The sequence below is a fragment of the Ancylobacter sp. WKF20 genome (genome assembly GCF_029760895.1).
Lineage (GTDB): Bacteria > Pseudomonadota > Alphaproteobacteria > Rhizobiales > Xanthobacteraceae > Ancylobacter.
This window is the reverse complement of the sequence record NZ_CP121679.1, coordinates 2,612,437-2,627,803: the sequence shown is the minus strand read 5'-3', so window position 1 is coordinate 2,627,803 and position 15,367 is coordinate 2,612,437. Positions and strand designations below refer to the sequence as shown.

The window sequence follows — 15,367 nt, the reverse complement described above, 5'->3', positions numbered from 1 at the left end:
CCACACGGTGCGGCACATGAGCATTTCACTCCCTTCGGACCTCATTCTCGACGTCGTCAAGGCGGCCGATCCGCAGAAGTCGCAGGCCATGGCCACGCGTCTGCGGCAGGCCTCCGCGGCGAACCCGGCGACGCTGCCGGCCGACGCGATGAGCTTCGATGCGGCGCTGGCCAATAGCTCGGCGGCGCCCGCCCCGGCGCGTGCCCTGCCGATGGAGGGCTTGAGCCCGCTGGCGGGCACCTCCTCGCTGGCGCTGCGCAACGCCACCGCCCTCTCCGACAAGCCGACCGGTGCGACGCCCCCAGCCTATCGCCGCTTCGAGTCGATGGTGCTGAGCGGTTTCGTCGACTCGATCCTGCCCGAGGCCAAGGCCTCGCTGTTCGGCTCCGGCACCGCCGGCCAGGTGTGGCGTTCCATGCTGGCCGAGCGCATCGCCGACGAGGTGGCCAAGCATGGCGGCGTCGGCCTGGCCGAGCGCATCGCTAGCTCGGCCACCCGCGGCGCCGCCAATGCGGCCGCGCAGTCCGCCGGGCTCGCCGGCGAGACCACCGGAGTGCGCTCATGACCGCGATGTCCTTCAACACCCCGGCGCCGACCCCGGCCACGCTGCTGCTCGGTCTGCTCGATCGTCTCGAGGACGCCATCGAGCAGGAGAGCGAGGCGTTGCGCCATCGCCTGCCGCTCGATTTCGACGAGATGAACCGGCGCAAGAGCCGCAGCCTGCTGGAGCTCAGCCGCGCCGCGCGCGCGCTGCCGGCGGCGCTCGACGGCAGCGCGCTGGAGCGCCTCGCCAATCTTCGCGGCAAGCTGCTGCGCAATCAGGAGCTGCTCGCGCTGCATCTGGCAGCCGCCCAGGAGGTCGCCTCCATTCTCGGCACCGCGCTGCGTGACGCGGAGTCCGACGGCACTTACTCGATCTCCCTCGCGACACGGTATGGCGCGTGATGGTCAAGGTGCTGCTCATCGGCCTCTGGGTCTGCGTGGTGACGCTGCTGTCGAGCTATGGCGGGGTCTACTGGGCGTCCGGCCATGCCGTGAAGGCGGAAGAGGAACCCTTCCTCGCCGGCCTCGAATATCGCCGGCTCGACGCGATCAACGTGCCCATGATCATCGATGGCGTCGTGCGCGGCTATGTCGTCGCCAAGCTGGTCTACACGGCTGACGCCGGCACGCTGCGCAAGATCTCGATCGATCCGCAGGTCTTCGTCACCAACGCCGCCTTCGACGAGATCTACATGAATGGTCGTGTCGAGTTCGGCAAGATGTCAAAGTACAATCTTGCTGAAATTCTCGACAGTATCAAGAAGCGAGCCAACAAGCAGCTGAACGGCGATGTCGTTCAGGAAGTGCTCGTCGACTCGGTCAATTACATCGACAAGAGCGAAATACGTGCGCTCGTCGACAAATCCGCTGCCAAACCAAATCCGCCACCTCGCGGCAAAGCTGAACCCGCGACCCACTGACGTATCAATTGGAATATCCCAAATGAAGATCACCGGCAAAATCTATGCGATCGTCGCGGTGCTCGGCCTGTCCACCCTCGCTGTCGGTGGGCTCGCCCTCTACGCGCTGAACACGGAAGCCAAGCTCGCCAACGAGCTTGACCGTTACTCGCAGCGGGCTTTCCTCGCCGAGCGGATGAACGGCCTCATCAGCACTGTGGTGATGGACGCGCGCGGCACCTACATGGCCGACACGGTGGAGAAGGCGAAGCCGTTCTCCGCGGGCATGCTGAAGACCCTCGATCAGCTCAATGCCACGCTGACCCATGCAAAGGCGGTGACCGAGGGCACTGACGATCTCGGCCTTTCGGAGGTCGCCTCCGATCTCGCGAAGTTCGTCACCTTCCGCAAGGAGACCGCGCGCCTCGCCGTCGAGGAAGGTCCGAAGGCCGCCAACGAGCAGGGTAACAACGAGGCGAACCGCGCCAACCGCAAGGCGCTGCAGACCTCGCTCGCCACCCATGTCGAGCAGGTCCGCGCCCGCCTCGAGCCGCTGCGCCAGGAGGCCGTCGAGACCGGCCAGTGGGCCCGGCAGATGATCATCACCACCACCGTCCTCGGCCTGCTGATCGGCATCGGCGCTGCTCTCTTCATCGGCGTCTACACGCTGAGCCGCCCGATCCGCCGCGTCAGTGAGACGCTGAAGGCGGTCGCCAGCGGCAAGCTCAATGTCGAGGTCGAGACCAATCCGGGCACCGACGAAGTGGGCGATCTCTGGCGGTCCACGGCTGATCTTCTCGGCACCATCCGCGAGGCCGAGGCCATGCGGGCCGAGCAGACCGCGCAGGCCGAGCGTCTCGAGGTCGAGAAGCGCGTCGCCATGCGCCAGCTTGCCGAGCAGTTCGACAGCGAGGTTTCGGGCGTCGTGCGCTCGGTGGCCGCCGCCGTCAGCCAGCTCGAGCACTCCGCTTCCAGCATGAACAAGTCGGCGGACGAGACCTCGCGTCAGTCCACCGTGGTCGCCGCGGCGGCCGAGCAGGCGACCAGCAACGTGCAGATCGCCGCCTCCGCCGCCGAAGAGCTCGCCGCCTCGGTGCGCGAGATCGGCTCGCAGGTCTCCACCGCCGCCAAGATCGCCGGCGAGGCGACCGACCAGGCCAGCGGGACCGCCGAAGTGGTGCGCGGCCTTGCCGCCAGCGCCCAGCGCATCGGCCAGGTGGTGAACCTCATCACCGACATCGCCTCGCAGACCAACCTTCTCGCCCTCAACGCCACCATCGAGGCGGCGCGTGCGGGTGAGGCGGGCCGCGGCTTCGCCGTGGTCGCGATGGAAGTGAAGACGCTGGCCGAGCAGACCTCCAAGGCGACCGACGAGATCTCCTCGCAGATCGCCGCCGTCCAGGGAGCCACCAACGACGTCGTCAAGGCGATCGAGGGCATCTCCGGCACCATCCGTCGCATCGACGAGATCTCGACCGCCATCGCCACCTCAATCGACGAGCAGGGTGCGGCGACCGGCGAGATCGCCCAGAACGTGCATCAGGCGGCCCAGGGCACGCAGGAGGTTTCCTCCAGCATCGCCACGGTCAGCTCCGCCGCCGCCGATACCGGCCGTGTCTCCAACGAGATCGTCCGCTCCGCGGCCGACCTGTCCGCCCAGGCCGATCGCCTGCGCACCCAGGTCGACACCTTCGTCAACCGTGTTCGCGCGGCCTGATCGCCTGCCGCCGGCGTCTCGGCGCCGGCGGCCCCCCGCTGCCCCATTGCCACCTTTGAGATTGAGCCATGGATGATCTCCTCCGCGAATTCCTGACGGAAACTTCCGAGAGCCTCGACGTCGCCGACGTTGAGCTCGTGAAGTTCGAGACCGACCCTAACAACCGGGATATCCTCAACAACATCTTCCGCCTGGTCCACACCATCAAGGGAACCTGCGGGTTCATCGGGCTGGTGCGTCTTGCCGGTCTCGCCCATGCCGCGGAAACGCTGATGGACGAGTTCCGCAACGGGCGGCCGGTGACCACGGGCGCGGTTGGGTTGATCCTGCGCACCGTCGACCGCATCAAGGCGATCCTGACGGAAATCGAGCGCAATGACGGCACCGAGCCGGTCGGCTCCGACGCGGATCTGATTGACGAACTCGAGGCCGAGGTGGCGCGTACCGACGTGACGGCGGACGCCCCGCCGCCGCCGCCGCCCGTGGCCGACAAGCCCCTCATCGTGCAGGAGCGCGAGACGCTGCCGGGCGAGGTTCCGCTCGACGAGCTGGAGCGCATGTTCCGCGAGACGGAGGTCGAGACCAAGGCGCCGGCTGCCAAGGCCAAGCCGGCGGCTGCCGCCGCTCCCGCGCCGGCGCCCGTTCCGGTCGCCGTCAAGCCGATGGTGACCGATGGCGCCCCGCCGCCGGCGGCCAATGACGCCAATTCGGTGGCCAATCAGACCATCCGCGTCAGCGTCTCGGTGCTGGAACATCTGATGACGATGGTGTCCGAGCTGGTGCTGACCCGCAACCAGCTGATGGAAATCAGCCGTCGCAACGAAGACAACGAGTACAAGAGCCCGCTGCAGCGCCTGTCCACCGTGACCGGCGAGCTGCAGGAAGCGGTCATGCGCACCCGCATGCAGCCGATCGGCAATGCCTGGCAGAAGCTGCCGCGCATCGTGCGCGACCTCGCGCAGGATCTCGGCAAGCAGATCGAGCTGGAGCAGCACGGCGCTGAGACCGAACTCGACCGCCAGGTGCTCGACCAGATCAAGGATCCGCTCACCCACATGGTGCGCAACTCGGCGGATCACGGGCTTGAGATGCCCGCCGCCCGCCGCGCCGCCGGCAAGCCGGAGAAGGGCACGATCCGCCTTTCGGCCTATCACGAGGGTGGCCATGTCATCCTTGAGATCGCCGATGACGGGCGTGGCCTCGACGTCGAGCGCATCAAGGTCAAGGCCGTGGAGAACGGCCTTTGCTCGGAGGCCGATGCGGCCCGCATGACCGATGCGCAGGCCTTCCGCTACATCTTCCACGCCGGCTTCTCGACGGCGGCGGCGGTGACCAGTGTGTCGGGCCGTGGCGTCGGCATGGATGTCGTGCGCTGCAACATCGAGCTGATCGGCGGCACCATCGACGTGCGCTCCAAGCGCGGCGAGGGCACCACCTTCACCATCAAGATTCCGCTCACCCTGGCCATCGTGCCGGCGCTGATCGTGGAGAGCACTGGCGAGCGCTTTGCCCTGCCGCAGACCTCGGTGGTCGAGCTGGTGCGGGTGCGCGCGGATAGTGAGCATTCGTTGAGCTTCATCAAGCACGCCCATGTGCTGCGCCTGCGCGACCGGCTGCTGCCGATCGTCGATCTCGGCACGGTGATGAACCTGTCCTGCCATTGGGGCGAGCGTCCCGAGGGCGAGCTGATCGTCGTGATGCAGGTCGGTAGCCACCGCTTCGGCGTCGTGGTCGACAGCGTCTCGCACACAGAGGAAATCGTGGTGAAGCCGCTCTCCACGGTGCTGCGCGGGCTCTCGCTGGTCTCCGGCAGCACCATTCTGGGCGATGGCCGCGTGATCATGATCATCGACCCGAATGGTCTGGCGCAGCTTGCCGCCAGCCGTGCCGACAAGGCGGCGGACAGCATGGGCGCGCAGCAGAAGGGTGAAACCGACAGTGCCTCCGACACCACCTCGCTCCTGCTGTGCCGGGCTGGCCCGCGCGGCATGAAGGCGGTGCCGCTCTCGCTGGTCACCCGTCTCGAGGAGCTCGACGCCGCCCAGGTGGAGATCGTCTCCGAGCGCAGCGTCGCGCAGTATCGCGGCACGCTGATCCCCATCGTCTATGCCAATGACGAGGTGGAGCGGAAGACCTCCGGCAAGCAGCCGCTGCTCATCTTCTCGGAAGGCCAGCGGACCATGGGTCTCGTGGTCGACGAGATCGTGGACATCGTCGAGACCGAGTTCAACCTCAAGCTCTCCTCCGGTGCGCCGGAGATCATGGGCGGCGCGATCATCAACGAGACCGCCACTGAGGTTCTCGACGTCGCCTACTTCATGCAGGCCGCGTTCGGGGCGAGCTTCGACATCCCGCCCGTGCGTCAGGCGCATGAGCGCGCCGGCCGCCTGCTGCTGGTGGATGGCAATGCCTTCCACCGGGCCATGCTGGAGCCGGTGCTCAAGGGCAATGGCTACGCGGTGACGACCTGCTCCTCGGCCAGCGAGGCGCTCGAGAAGCTCTCCGGTGATCTCCACTTCGACGCGGTCGTGAGCGAGGTCGACATGCCCGGTGTGGACGGCTTCCGCTTTGCCGAGCGCGTGCGCCGCGAACTGCTTCTGGAGGACCTCCCGATCATCGCCATGGCGAGCGGGCGCAACCCGGACTCCATCGAACGCGGCCGCATCGCCGGGTTCACTGATTACGTCGCCAAGTTCGATCGCACCGGGCTGATTGCCGCGCTGCGCGAATTCGCGGCCCACGAGGATGAGGAGAAGGCGGCATGAGCACCGCAACCGCTACTGTTGAAGGGCTCAGCGACGCCCGCCAGTTCGTCACCGTCCGCATCGGCGGGCAGCTCTTCGGGGTTCCGATCTCGTCGGTGAACGAGGTCTTCGTTCCCGACCGCATCACGCCGGTGCCGCTGGCACCGCGCGAGATCGACGGGGTGCTGAACCTGCGCGGGCGCATCGTCACCATGGTCGACATGCGCCGCCTGCTCGGGCTGCCCGACAGCTCGCTCGCCCGGATGGCGGTGGGCATCGAGCGTACCGGCGAGGCCTTCGCGCTGCTGATCGACGGGGTGGGCGATGTGCTCCTCCTCGACGCCAGCACGCATGACAGCAACCCGCCGAACCTTGAGGAAGAGTGGATGCGCTTCTCCGACGGCGTGCATCGCCTGGAGGGTGAGCTGCTGGTTCTGCTCGATGTCGAACGTGTCCTGGCGACCGTCGGCAGCACGCGGGCGGCGGCATGATGGAACACTCGGGACATTCGCCGATGAAGACGTTTCTTGTCGTTGATGACTCCGCCGTGGTGCGGAAAATCGCCCGCCGCATGCTCGAAAGCTGGTCCTTCGATGTCGATGAGGCCGAGAATGGCAAGCATGCCCTGGAGCGCTGCACCCTCGCCATGCCGGACGGCATCCTGCTCGACTGGAACATGCCCTATGTGACCGGGCTCGAGTTCCTGGAAAAGCTGCGCCAGAGCGCCGGCGGCGCGGCGCCCAAGGTCGTCTTCTGCACCACGATGAACGACATGGACCATATCGCCCGCGCGCTCTCTTCCGGCGCGGACGAGTACATCATGAAACCCTTCGATGAAGACATCCTGCGCGAAAAGCTCGAAGAAGTGGGCTTGCTGGAAAAAAGCGAGACATGATCATGGCGACAGCCCCCAGCACAGCCGCCCCTCCGCAGGCCGGCCCTCCCATCAAGGTGATGATCGTCGACGACTCCGTGTTCATGCGCGGGGTGCTGTCGAACTGGTTTGGTGAGAACGGCGAATTTCAGGTCGTCGCTACCCATCCGAACGGCCGCCGCGCGGCGGACGACGTGCAGCGGGCGCAGCCCGACGTGATCATTCTCGATCTCGAAATGCCCGACATGGACGGCCTGACCGCCCTGCCGCTGATCCTGGAGCGCAAGCCCGGCACCGCCGTGCTCGTCGCCTCCTCGCTGACGCGGCGCGGCGCGGAGGTCAGCCTGCGCGCCCTTACGCTGGGTGCGGCCGACTACATTCCCAAGCCCGACGCCAACCGCGGCGTCAGCGCGGCGGAAGAGTTCCGGGCCGAACTGATGGCGAAGGCGCGAGGCCTCGGCCAGCGCGCGCGCCGCCGCTCGCTGCCGCGTCCCCCGGTGGGTGCGGCGCCGGCCCCCGCGCCGGTCGTGGTGAGTGCGCCCGTCAGCGCACCTGTCGCCGCTCCCCCGACCATGTCGGCGGCGTCGGCGGCCAAGATGCCGCAGAAGCTGCGGAGCTATTCGATGATGCCGGTCGGCGTGCTCGCCATCGGCAGCTCCACGGGTGGCCCGCAGGCGCTCACGCGCCTGTTCACCGACATCGGGCCGGCGGTCGCCAATTTGCCGGTGCTGATCGTCCAGCACATGCCGCCGACCTTCACCTCGATCCTGGCCGAGCATGTCGCCCGCGCCTCGGGTCGCCCCTGCGCGGAAGCCAAGGATGGCGAGCCCATCCTCCCCGGCCGCATCTATGTCGCGCCGGGCGGCATCCACATGGATGTGCTGCGCGACAACGGCACCGCCAAGATTCGCCTGTTCGACGGCCCGGCGGTGAATTTCTGCAAGCCGGCGGTCGATCCGATGTTCCAGACGGTGGCCTCCGTCTATGGCGCCGCGACGCTGGCGCTCGTGCTTACCGGCATGGGGTCGGACGGCGCCAAGGGCGCGCTGCGTGTCGCCGAGGCCGGCGGCAGCGTCATCGCGCAGGATGAAGAAAGCAGTGTCGTCTGGGGTATGCCGGGCGCCACCGCTCAGATCGGGGCCTGCTCGGGGATCCTCCCGATCGGGGAAATTGGCCGCAAGGTGACGCGGCTTATCGTCGGGGGGCGGGAATGATTGCGTTTTCCGAATATGACTTTCTGCGCCGCTTCCTCAAGCAGCGCTCGGGCCTGATCCTTGGCGACGACAAGCAGTATCTGCTGGAGAGCCGCCTGGAGCCGGTGCTGCACCGCATGAAGGTGCCGGACTTCAGCCGGCTCGTCGCGCTGCTGCGCGACGGGACCGCGCCGGTCGGCCTCGCCGATGCGGTGGTGGAGGCGATGACCACGAACGAGTCGCTGTTCTTCCGCGACAAGAACCCGTTCGAGCTGCTGTCCTCGTTCATCCTGCCGGAGCTTGTCGCCAAGCGCGGCCCGCTGCACACGATCCGCATCTGGTGCGCGGCGGCGTCGACCGGGCAGGAGCCCTATTCGATCGCCATGCTGCTCAAGGAAAATGAGCGGCTGCTCGGCGGGCGCCGGGTCGAGATCGTCGGCACCGACCTCTCGTCGGACGTGCTCGCCCGCTGCGAGGAGGGCATCTACAACCAGTTCGAGGTGCAGCGCGGCCTGCCGGTGCATTACCTGCTGCGCTACTTCACCCAGGTGGGCGACAACTGGCGCATCTCGCCGGAGATCCGCTCCATGGTGCGCTTCTCGCGGCTCAATCTGCTCCAGCCTTTCGGGCATCTCGGCACGTTCGACATCGTGTTCTGCCGCAACGTGCTGATCTATTTCGACTCGGCCACCAAGTCCGATGTGCTCACGCGCATCGCCGGTGTGACCGCCCGGGACGGCTATCTGATCCTCGGCGGCGCCGAGACGGTGCTCGGCCTGTCCTCCGACTTCGTGGCCGGCAGCCGTCGCGGCTTCTACGTGCCGCGCACCTCCACCGGCGCGATGGCGACGGCGGCGAAGTGACGATCGGCTCCCGGGGCTTTCGCCTCAGGGAGCGCGGGTGAGGTGGAGCGGCTGGCCTTCGGCTGGCACCTTGCTCCACACCGCTTCCTCGCCGGCGGCGAAGCGCAATCGCGCGCCGCCGGCGCCCAGCAGCAGCAGATCGTCCCCGTCCAGCCGCCAGCGGTCGGGCAGGGGCAGGCCAAGCAGCGGCGCGCAGGCCGCGGGGGCGGTGAGCCGAAAGGCGTCGCCGCTCGCGCTGTCGGTCAGGGTGAGGCGGCACGCCGCCGCGCCGCCCGTCTCCGACACATCCCAGATGCCGACGAGATCGCGCGGCTGGAGAGCCGTGGCGGGCTCCGCGAGCCGGGTGTTGACGAGAAAATACACCCCGTCCTTCTCGCGCAGCGCCTCCCAGGTGCCGCCGACCCCTTCGGTGAATTCCGCGATCAGGCGGCCCTCCGCGCTATAGAGGCGGATCGCGTTGCCCGGCCCCGGCCCCCAAGCGGCGATGTCGGCGGCGAACAGGATGGCCCCGGCGCAGCCGGCGCGGTCGAGTTCCACGGCAAAATGCGGCGCCCGCGCCGGTGTCTTCGCGGTCTCCTTCACCACGCCCGGCAGCAGCCGGATCGGGCAGATCCGGTCGCCATCGGCATTGGTGAGCTGATAGGCATCGGCAAGTTCCGGTCCCTGCGACGTCTCCGGCGACTGCGCGCGGGCAAGGCCGGCCATCGCCATCAGGCAGAGGCCGAGCATCGTCCCGACGGCGAGCGGGCGCGCGCGCATGGTCAGCGCCGCACGGGGAGCGGGGTTTCCGGTACCGGCGTCAGGGGCTCGCGCCCGTCGCGCCAGGCCAGCAGATTGTCCACCACCAGCTGGCCCATGGCGTTGCGCGTCACATGCGTCGCCGAGGCGATGTGCGGCAGCAGCACCACATTATCCATGGCGATGAGCGCGTCCGGCACATGCGGCTCATTGGCGAACACGTCGAGCCCGGCGGCGGCGATGGTGCCGCTCTCCAGCGCCGCAATGAGGGCGGGTTCGTCCACCACCGAGCCGCGCGCGACATTGATCAGTACGCCGTTCGGCCCCAGCGCTTCCAGCACCTCGGCATTGATCATCCGGTCCGTCGCCGGTCCGCCGGGAACGATGACCAGCAGCACGTCCACCGCCGCCGCGAGTTCCCGCAGCACGGGGTAATGCGGGTAGGGCAGGCCCTCGACGGGCCGCCGGCTATGATAGGCGATGGGCCGGCCGAAGCCGGCGAGCCGGCGGGCGATGGCCTGGCCGATCCGCCCCATGCCGACAATGCCGATGGAGCGGTCGCGCAGGGTGGCGCCCAGCGGGAAGCCGCCCTTCGGCCAGTTGCCGGCGCGCAGGAAACGATCCGCCTGCGGAATGCGCCGCAGCGTGGCCAGCAGCAGGCCGACAGAGAGGTCGGCGACCTCGTCGTCGAGCACGCCCGGCGTATTGGTGACGACGATGCCGCGTGCGGCCGCTGCCGTGACATCCACCGCATCATAGCCGACACCGAAATTGGCGACGATCTCGAGCTTGGGAAGTCGGGCCAGCAGGCCCTCGTTCACCCGGTTCGCCCCGCCGGCGGTCGCGCCCACGCCCGTCGCCACGGCCCGGATGTTCGGGCCCGCCTGCGCCAGCAGGGCGTCGGCGTCGCCCTTGTCCAGGCGGTGGACGGTAAAGTGCTCGGCGAGCTGCTGCTCGATCATGGCCATGAGCGGGCCGGTCTGCAGCAGTTCGGGGCGGGAGGATTCGACCATTCGCGGGCTCCTCAAGTCTGGGGAGCCGTATTCGTCACCAAAGAGGCCCCGGTTTCAAGCCGGGCACCCCTCAGGCCGGCTCTTCCGCCGCTTCGGCCTCGTCCTCGGCGTCCGCCTCGGCGAGCGTTTCCGGCGCGGCACCGAGCTGGGTGGCGAGGTTTTTCTCGATCTTGCGCAGCAGCTTGCGCAGCCTTTTGCGGTCCTTGCCGTCGAGGCCGGCCACCATGATGTCTTCCAGCGAATCCCAGATGCCGTCGATGGCACCGGCGCGGGCACGGCCTTCCTCGGTGAGGTGGACGCGCACGAGGCGCGCGTCGCCATCCGAGGCGCGGCGTTCCAAAAGGCCCTGGGCGGAGAGGCGGCCGACGGTCTTGGAAGCGGTCGGCGGGCGTACCCGCAAGGCCGCCGCGAGCTCGGTCATGGTCCGTCCGTCGCTGTTGGCGAGCAGCTTCAGCGCGGTTTCCTGCCCGGGGAAAAGGCCGATGTCATGCAGTCGCCGGGCGGCAAGCGCCCGCTGGAGCCGCGCGGCATGATGAAGCCGGTGACTGATGCTCTTCTCGAAGCCATCCTTCATGGGCGCCCCGCCTCTAGGATCGCAGCATCGGATCGACACGATAGTCAAACGTGATGCCGTGACGGGAGGATGGCTATAAACCGCTTCGCCGTCAAAGTTTTCGGAAACTATCGTGAATTCTCACAATCCGGCGAAGCGCGCTTCCACTTTGGCGAGGAACCAGGCGCGCTTGGTGGCGCTCGCCGAATCCATGCTGTGCAAGGCGAGCCAGAGCTTGCGCGCCCGCGGATGGATGATCCCGCCGAGCCCTTCCATGATGATGCGCCGGCCCGGCTGGCCGACCCACAGCCACCAGTACCAGGGTGAGCCGAGTGTGCTGACCGCCGCCAGCACACGGATATTGCTGAGCCGGCGTTCCAGCGGCCGGAAGGGCTTGGGCATGCCGAAGGTTTCGAATGGCACGAAGACGCGGTCGAGCCAGCCCTTGAGCATGGCGGGCGGCCCGTACCACCAGGTGGGGGCGACGATCACCATTCCCTCGACCGCCCGCACGCGGGCGAGATGGTCGGCGACGGGCACGGCATTGACGCCGGGCGTATGGTAATCGAGCCGCGCCTGCCGGCTCAGCACCGGGTCGAATCCCTCGGCATAGAGGTCCAGCAGATCGACCTCGTGGCCCGCGCGCGTCAGGCCCCGGATGACCGCATCCCGCACCGCCGCGTTGAAGCTCTCCGCTACCGGGTGGCAATAGACGACGAGCACGCGCATCAGGCCGCTCCCGCGGCGCCGTCCAGCCCGGCAAAGAGATAGGTGCGCCCGTCGGCGACATCGAGGTCGGGATGGTCCCAGCCGATCATCTTGCCGGGGTTCAGCAGACCGGCCGGGTCCGCCGCGCGCTTGAAGGCGAGCTGCTCCGCATCGGTCTGCTTCATGCCGCCCTCCTCCAGCGTGTAGCGGTGCGGATTGAACACCGGGATGCCCACCGCCTCGTGACGGGCAATGATCGCTTCCAGCCGTTCCTCGGTGGAGAAGCGCACCAGCGGCAGGCCAAAGCAGGTCACCTTGCCGTCGAAGCGGACGAATTCGAGATGGGCCGGCACCTCGTCGCCGAGCTCGGCATGAATCTGCGCAACCAGGTCAAGCTGGTTCGGGAAGGGGTAGAGCGTCTGCAGATAGGTGATCGTCGGGTCGATGCGCAGCGCGCGCAGCGTGGTGTGGTTCCAGGAGAGCTCGTAGAGCGGCGGCAGGCCCTTGGTCTCCTGCGTGCCCAGCGCGTCGAGATCGAACAGCAGCCGGCCGCCCCAGCGGGCGGTGAAGCTGTCAAAGGCCGCGCGCGCCATGGGCGCGATCATCACCAGCACGATGTGCTGTCCATCCGGCAGGAAGGCGCGATGGCGCAGGAAATAGGTCTGCGGCACTGGCGCGGCGATGACCGAGAGCAGCTTCTTGAGGATCGCGTCCTGCTCGCCCAGCGCATTGGCATAGGCGGCGGCGCGGGCGAAGTCGTCGAAGCCGACAATGGCCTCGACCCAGTCATAGGCCGGGGCGAGCGGCATCTCGACCTCGAGGATGATGCCGTTGGTGCCATAGGCATGGGCGACCTTCTGCACCTCCTCGCCGGTGAGATCGAGGAGGCGCGGCACGGCTTCCATCGTCGCCACCTTCAGGCGGATGATGTTGCCGAGATCGCGCAGCCCGCCCCAGGTGATGGAGCCGACCCCGCCCGACCCGCCGGCGATGAAGCCGCCGATCGAGGCGGTGCGGTAGGTGGAGGGGTGCAGGCGCAGTTCCTGCCCGCCGGGCCGGCAGGCGGCGTCGATATCGGCGATCAGCGCGCCGGCCTGTGCGCGCACCCGGCCGGGGCTGATCTCAAGGATGCGGTTGAGGCCGGACAGATCAAGCACCAGCCCGCCCGCGAGCGGCATAGCCTGCCCGTAATTGCCGGTGCCGGCGCCGCGCGGGGTGACGGGAATGGCCAGCGCGGCGCAGGCCGCGAGCACGGTGACAACCTCGTCCTCCGTCGTCGGGAAGGCGACGATGTCGGCGGTGACGGCATCAAGCTGGCGCTTCAGCGTCGGCGAGTACCAGTAGAAGTCCCGGCTGCGCTGGCGCACCAAGGCCGGGTTCTCCTCCAGCCGGATGCCGGCGAGGCGGGTTCTCAACGCGGCGATGTCATAGGCCATGAGGCATCCCCTTGAGGCTGTCGAGTTCGGCATAGTCGGGCGGGACGGCATCGAGCCGCGCGCCATCGCGCAGGACGATACGGTCTGCCTGCGGACGCGCTAGCGCCTGGTTGAGGCTGCGCGCCGTCAGGATGATGAGGTCGGCTGGGTGGTCAACCGCGATGCGGCCTGCCGCGAGCCCCATGAGTGCCGCCGGGGTGCTCGCGACGATGGCGGGCCAATCGGCGAAGGGGTGGTCGAGATGGGCGATGCGGGTGGCTTCCCGGTAGACCTCGACGAGGTCGAGATCGCCATAGGCGTAGAACGGATCGCGCGCATTGTCGCTGGCGACCATGACCTCGATGCCGCGCGCCTTCATCTCATGCAGAAGGGTGATGCCGCGCCAGCGCGGGGTGCGGCCGGCCTGGCGGTCCTGAAGGTAGAGGTTGCACATCGGCAGCGAGACCACGGCGACGCCGGCACGGGCCACAAGGTCCAAAGTGCGGTCGATCGCGTCCTCGCTCTGGCGGGCAAGGGAGCAGCAATGGCCGGTGAGGATGCGCCCTTCAAAGCCATGGCGCAGCGCCGCCTCGGCGATGAGGGCGAGGGAGCGGGCGCCGGGGTCGGCGGTCTCGTCGACATGGAAGTCGAGCTCTAGCCCGTGCGCGCTCGCCGCCGCGAACAGCCGGTCGAGCCCGGCCGGCAAGGCGGGGCTCATATAGGTGACGGCACCCAGCACGCCCCGGTGGCGGCGCACGGCGTCGAGCAGCGGCAGGAACTCGCCATCGTCGAGCACGAGGTCGATGGGGGTGAGCGCTACCGCCTGAAGCGCGATGCGCCCGCGCCAGGCCTCGCGCAACTCCGCGAAGACCGGCCAGGAAAGGGCGGTCTGCGGGCCGATGGAATCGAGATGGGTGCGGATGGCGACCGTGCCGTGGGCATAGGCGCAGCGCAGGGCGAAATCCATGCGGGTGCGCACGTCGTCCGCCGTCCAGTGCGCGCGGCGGTCGGCATCGGCGGCGGCCAGCGCCCCCGCGAAACTGCCGTCGGCGTTCTGCGCGCGCGGCCAGATGAAAGCCTTGTCGAGATGGGTATGGACGTCGACCAGACCCGGCAGGACGAGGCACCCGTTCAGCGGAACGCGCGGCAGCTCCGGCCGCTCAAGCGCGGCGCCGATGGCGGTGATGCGCCCCGCCGCAACCGCGATGTCGACGCGGACGAGACCCTCGCTGTCAGCGGGGAGGGCGGCGCCGATCAGGCAGGCCGGCACGCGGGCATTGGTGAGAAGATAGGCCGGCGGCAGGTGGTCGAGTTCACGCATGTCAGGCCCCGGCGAGCTCGCTCTCATGCCAACGCCGCAGCACGGCCCAGGAGAACAGGCTCAGCATCGCATAGATGACGATGCCGCACAGCGAGATGAGCAGCAGCGCGGCGAACAGTCGGGGAATGTTGAGCCGGTAGGCGGATTCGACGATGCGGAAGGCAAGGCCCGAACCCTGCCCGGCCGAGCCGGCGGCAATCTCGCCGACCACCGCGCCGATGAGGGCGAGGCCCCCGGCGATGCGCAGGCCGCCGAGGAAAAAGGGCAGGGCGGTCGGCAGCTTGAGCTGCACCAGCGTCTGCCATGGCGTGGCGCCGGAGAGGCGGAACAGGTCGCGCAGGTTGGGGTCGACCGATTTCAGGCCCAGCGTCGTGTTGGCGAGCACCGGGAAGAAGGCGACGATCCAGGCGCAGACCAGCACCGCCGTGCCGGTGTCGAGATAGATCAGCATCAGCGGCGCGATGGCGATGATCGGCGTCACCTGAAGGATCACCGCGATGGGGAACAGCGAGAACTCTATGATGCGCGACGAGGCGAAGATGAGCGCCAGAGCCACGCCGCCCACCACGGCGAAGAACAGGGCGAGCCCCGTCGTGCGCAGCGTCACCAGCATGGAGTTCAGCAGCACCACATGATCCTTGACGAGCGTCTGGGCGACGAGGGCCGGGCTCGGCAGGATGTAGGGCGGCAGGTCGTTGAGGCGCACGATCAGATCCCAGCCGGCGACCGCGAGCGCCAGCACGGCGAGGGGCAGCAGCCAGCGGAAGGGGGAGTGCTCCATGCGCC

The 15,367-nt window shown here is 68.3% G+C and carries 16 protein-coding genes; 9 read left to right on the top strand and 7 right to left on the bottom strand.

Annotated elements, in window-relative coordinates; translation table 11 throughout:
• Nucleotides 1-16 precede the first annotated feature (16 nt).
• From AncyloWKF20_RS12170 to AncyloWKF20_RS12130, 9 genes are all read left to right on the top strand, one after another.
• Nucleotides 17-565, top strand: a complete 549-nt coding sequence (locus tag AncyloWKF20_RS12170) for a rod-binding protein (RefSeq protein ID WP_279314323.1) — start codon at nucleotides 17-19, stop codon at nucleotides 563-565.
• Complete coding sequence (locus AncyloWKF20_RS12165; RefSeq protein WP_279314322.1) at nucleotides 562-945, top strand: hypothetical protein; 384 nt, start codon at nucleotides 562-564, stop codon at nucleotides 943-945. The genes AncyloWKF20_RS12170 and AncyloWKF20_RS12165 overlap by 4 nt, the downstream gene beginning before the upstream one ends.
• Nucleotides 945-1,463 carry a hypothetical protein gene (locus AncyloWKF20_RS12160; RefSeq protein WP_279317956.1) on the top strand — a complete coding sequence of 173 codons (519 nt, stop codon included), beginning with the start codon at nucleotides 945-947 and terminating at the stop codon, nucleotides 1,461-1,463. Before AncyloWKF20_RS12165 ends, AncyloWKF20_RS12160 begins: the two co-directional genes overlap by 1 nt.
• Before the next feature lie 22 nt (nucleotides 1,464-1,485).
• The gene (locus tag AncyloWKF20_RS12155) at nucleotides 1,486-3,159 is read left to right on the top strand and encodes a methyl-accepting chemotaxis protein (RefSeq protein ID WP_279314321.1); all 1,674 of its coding nucleotides are present in this window, start codon (nucleotides 1,486-1,488) and stop codon (nucleotides 3,157-3,159) included.
• Nucleotides 3,160-3,227: 68 nt separating this feature from the next.
• Nucleotides 3,228-5,924, top strand: coding sequence for a hybrid sensor histidine kinase/response regulator (locus AncyloWKF20_RS12150; RefSeq protein WP_279314320.1), 2,697 nt, complete (start codon nucleotides 3,228-3,230; stop codon nucleotides 5,922-5,924).
• Complete coding sequence (locus AncyloWKF20_RS12145) at nucleotides 5,921-6,394, top strand: chemotaxis protein CheW (RefSeq protein ID WP_279314319.1); 474 nt, start codon at nucleotides 5,921-5,923, stop codon at nucleotides 6,392-6,394. Before AncyloWKF20_RS12150 ends, AncyloWKF20_RS12145 begins: the two co-directional genes overlap by 4 nt.
• Before the next feature lie 23 nt (nucleotides 6,395-6,417).
• Nucleotides 6,418-6,798 (top strand): response regulator, encoded by a 381-nt coding sequence (locus AncyloWKF20_RS12140; RefSeq protein WP_279314318.1) that lies wholly within the window; start codon nucleotides 6,418-6,420, stop codon nucleotides 6,796-6,798.
• Nucleotides 6,795-7,991, top strand: a complete 1,197-nt coding sequence (locus AncyloWKF20_RS12135; protein WP_279314317.1) for a chemotaxis response regulator protein-glutamate methylesterase — start codon at nucleotides 6,795-6,797, stop codon at nucleotides 7,989-7,991. Before AncyloWKF20_RS12140 ends, AncyloWKF20_RS12135 begins: the two co-directional genes overlap by 4 nt.
• Nucleotides 7,988-8,833, top strand: a complete 846-nt coding sequence (locus AncyloWKF20_RS12130; RefSeq protein ID WP_279314316.1) for a protein-glutamate O-methyltransferase CheR — start codon at nucleotides 7,988-7,990, stop codon at nucleotides 8,831-8,833. Before AncyloWKF20_RS12135 ends, AncyloWKF20_RS12130 begins: the two co-directional genes overlap by 4 nt.
• A 24-nt stretch (nucleotides 8,834-8,857) precedes the next feature.
• Here AncyloWKF20_RS12130 and AncyloWKF20_RS12125 read toward each other — a convergent pair whose 3' ends face one another.
• The 7 genes from AncyloWKF20_RS12125 to AncyloWKF20_RS12095 form a co-directional block, all read right to left on the bottom strand.
• On the bottom strand, nucleotides 8,858-9,592 hold the full coding sequence (locus tag AncyloWKF20_RS12125) for an AprI/Inh family metalloprotease inhibitor (protein ID WP_279314315.1): 735 nt from the start codon (nucleotides 9,590-9,592) through the stop codon (nucleotides 8,858-8,860).
• Between the two features lie 2 nt (nucleotides 9,593-9,594).
• A complete protein-coding gene (locus AncyloWKF20_RS12120; RefSeq protein WP_279314314.1) occupies nucleotides 9,595-10,584 on the bottom strand; it encodes a 2-hydroxyacid dehydrogenase in 990 nt (329 codons plus the stop codon).
• Nucleotides 10,585-10,654: 70 nt separating this feature from the next.
• Complete coding sequence (locus tag AncyloWKF20_RS12115; RefSeq protein ID WP_279314313.1) at nucleotides 10,655-11,158, bottom strand: MarR family winged helix-turn-helix transcriptional regulator; 504 nt, start codon at nucleotides 11,156-11,158, stop codon at nucleotides 10,655-10,657.
• Between the two features lie 120 nt (nucleotides 11,159-11,278).
• Entirely contained in the window at nucleotides 11,279-11,866 is a 588-nt protein-coding gene (locus AncyloWKF20_RS12110; RefSeq protein ID WP_279314312.1) for an NAD(P)H-dependent oxidoreductase, read from the bottom strand.
• Nucleotides 11,866-13,281 carry an FAD-binding oxidoreductase gene (locus AncyloWKF20_RS12105; protein WP_279314311.1) on the bottom strand — a complete coding sequence of 472 codons (1,416 nt, stop codon included), beginning with the start codon at nucleotides 13,279-13,281 and terminating at the stop codon, nucleotides 11,866-11,868. Before AncyloWKF20_RS12105 ends, AncyloWKF20_RS12110 begins: the two co-directional genes overlap by 1 nt.
• On the bottom strand, nucleotides 13,271-14,581 hold the full coding sequence (locus AncyloWKF20_RS12100; protein ID WP_279314310.1) for a cytosine deaminase: 1,311 nt from the start codon (nucleotides 14,579-14,581) through the stop codon (nucleotides 13,271-13,273). The genes AncyloWKF20_RS12105 and AncyloWKF20_RS12100 overlap by 11 nt, the downstream gene beginning before the upstream one ends.
• Nucleotide 14,582: 1 nt before the next feature.
• Nucleotides 14,583-15,362: an ABC transporter permease gene (locus AncyloWKF20_RS12095; RefSeq protein WP_279314309.1), complete on the bottom strand. Its 780-nt coding sequence runs from the start codon at nucleotides 15,360-15,362 to the stop codon at nucleotides 14,583-14,585.
• Between the last annotated feature and the right edge of the window lie 5 nt (nucleotides 15,363-15,367).

Coding starts and splice junctions, on each gene's coding strand:
- AncyloWKF20_RS12170 (WP_279314323.1), top strand. CDS start 17: ATGAGCATTTCACTCCCTTCGGACCTCATTCTCGACGTCGTCAAGGCG.
- AncyloWKF20_RS12165 (WP_279314322.1), top strand. CDS start 562: ATGACCGCGATGTCCTTCAACACCCCGGCGCCGACCCCGGCCACGCTG.
- AncyloWKF20_RS12160 (WP_279317956.1), top strand. CDS start 945: ATGGTCAAGGTGCTGCTCATCGGCCTCTGGGTCTGCGTGGTGACGCTG.
- AncyloWKF20_RS12155 (WP_279314321.1), top strand. CDS start 1,486: ATGAAGATCACCGGCAAAATCTATGCGATCGTCGCGGTGCTCGGCCTG.
- AncyloWKF20_RS12150 (WP_279314320.1), top strand. CDS start 3,228: ATGGATGATCTCCTCCGCGAATTCCTGACGGAAACTTCCGAGAGCCTC.
- AncyloWKF20_RS12145 (WP_279314319.1), top strand. CDS start 5,921: ATGAGCACCGCAACCGCTACTGTTGAAGGGCTCAGCGACGCCCGCCAG.
- AncyloWKF20_RS12140 (WP_279314318.1), top strand. CDS start 6,418: ATGAAGACGTTTCTTGTCGTTGATGACTCCGCCGTGGTGCGGAAAATC.
- AncyloWKF20_RS12135 (WP_279314317.1), top strand. CDS start 6,795: ATGATCATGGCGACAGCCCCCAGCACAGCCGCCCCTCCGCAGGCCGGC.
- AncyloWKF20_RS12130 (WP_279314316.1), top strand. CDS start 7,988: ATGATTGCGTTTTCCGAATATGACTTTCTGCGCCGCTTCCTCAAGCAG.
- AncyloWKF20_RS12125 (WP_279314315.1), bottom strand. CDS start 9,592: ATGCGCGCGCGCCCGCTCGCCGTCGGGACGATGCTCGGCCTCTGCCTG.
- AncyloWKF20_RS12120 (WP_279314314.1), bottom strand. CDS start 10,584: ATGGTCGAATCCTCCCGCCCCGAACTGCTGCAGACCGGCCCGCTCATG.
- AncyloWKF20_RS12115 (WP_279314313.1), bottom strand. CDS start 11,158: ATGAAGGATGGCTTCGAGAAGAGCATCAGTCACCGGCTTCATCATGCC.
- AncyloWKF20_RS12110 (WP_279314312.1), bottom strand. CDS start 11,866: ATGCGCGTGCTCGTCGTCTATTGCCACCCGGTAGCGGAGAGCTTCAAC.
- AncyloWKF20_RS12105 (WP_279314311.1), bottom strand. CDS start 13,281: ATGGCCTATGACATCGCCGCGTTGAGAACCCGCCTCGCCGGCATCCGG.
- AncyloWKF20_RS12100 (WP_279314310.1), bottom strand. CDS start 14,581: ATGCGTGAACTCGACCACCTGCCGCCGGCCTATCTTCTCACCAATGCC.
- AncyloWKF20_RS12095 (WP_279314309.1), bottom strand. CDS start 15,362: ATGGAGCACTCCCCCTTCCGCTGGCTGCTGCCCCTCGCCGTGCTGGCG.